The sequence below is a fragment of the Frankia sp. EI5c genome, assembly GCF_001636565.1.
Classification (GTDB): Bacteria; Actinomycetota; Actinomycetes; order Frankiales; family Frankiaceae; genus Parafrankia.
Map to the genome: position 1 here is coordinate 1 of NZ_LRTK01000158.1, position 1,085 is coordinate 1,085.

General features: G+C 75.6%; 1 protein-coding gene. It reads right to left on the bottom strand.

Going from position 1 to position 1,085, the window contains the following annotated elements; translation table 11 throughout:
* Window positions 1-582: 582 nt before the first annotated feature.
* Window positions 583-777: hypothetical protein (locus tag UG55_RS30595; protein ID WP_206779450.1), on the bottom strand; the 195-nt coding region annotated here is incomplete at its 5' end.
* Between the last annotated feature and the right edge of the window lie 308 nt (window positions 778-1,085).

Genomic DNA, 1,085 nt, shown 5'->3' on the forward strand with positions numbered 1-1,085 from the left:
GGCGGACGCCTCCAGCAGCTCGGCCAGCCGGCCGACCCGGGCGGCCACGTCGACTCCACCCCGGACCCGGGCGATGCGGGCGTAGCGGCGGGCCGNGTCCTCGATCCGCGGGCGGATCACGGTGGTGGCGAGGCCGGTGGTGATCAGCTTGTACGCTTCCCCCCACTCGTAGCCTCCGCCAGGACGGACCCGGTCGACGGCAGCGGCAAGGGCGCGGAGCGCGGTGAGGGCGCGGCCCCAGGCGTAGGCGGGGTCCATCGCGCTCTTGTGGATCTGGTAGGCGCGCGCCTTCGTGACACCCATNGTCCTGCCAATGGCCTCGTAGCTGTTGCCCTCCGCGTGGAGCNCGGCGACGGAGACCNGTCGGATCCAGCCGAGGCGGCCGGAGAGGCCGGCGGGGGTTCCGTCGAGGGCCGCGCAGGCCCGGAGCCTAGCGGCGGCGTCCGGCTCCTGCAGGAGCCGGGAGAGGACCTCGGCGACGAGGTCGCCATCGGGGTCGGCGAGTTCGGGGATGATCGGCATGTCGGTCACAGCGTCTCCTCTCCACCCCCGCGCAGAGCGGGGGGCGGCGGTGGGTGTGGGTCAGGCATGCATCGCGCGGTTGGCGGCGGCGGACTGCAACGCGGCCAGCTCGGCGGCGATGTGGGGGTGCGCGGCGTCGAACGCGGCCAGCTCGGCCCGCGCGACCCCGATCTCCGCCTCGTTGCGCGCGTCGTGCCGGTGGGGGTCGACCCAGCCCTCGTCCAGCCCGCGGGCTCGGTCTGCGGCCCACTGCTCNTCCGCGCCGGCGACCGTGTCCACCAGGTGCTGACGCTGGGCGTGGAGGTCGGGCGAGATCGCGGCCTGCGCCCGCTGGTAGGCGGCGGCGACGGTGTCGGCTTCCGCCNGGGTGAGGGGGAGGCGGCCGATCGCGGCGACGTAGCCGGCGGGCAGTCCAGTGGCCTGGTGGTGCGGGCCGATGTGGGCGCCGATCTGCCGGCCGTCGNGTCGGGCGACGGTCGCCAGGCCGCCGCCCGGCTGCGGCTCGATGTGCACGGTCGCGGTCCCTGTGCGGGTCGCCTTGGTGAGTGCGAGTGTCGCGGTCA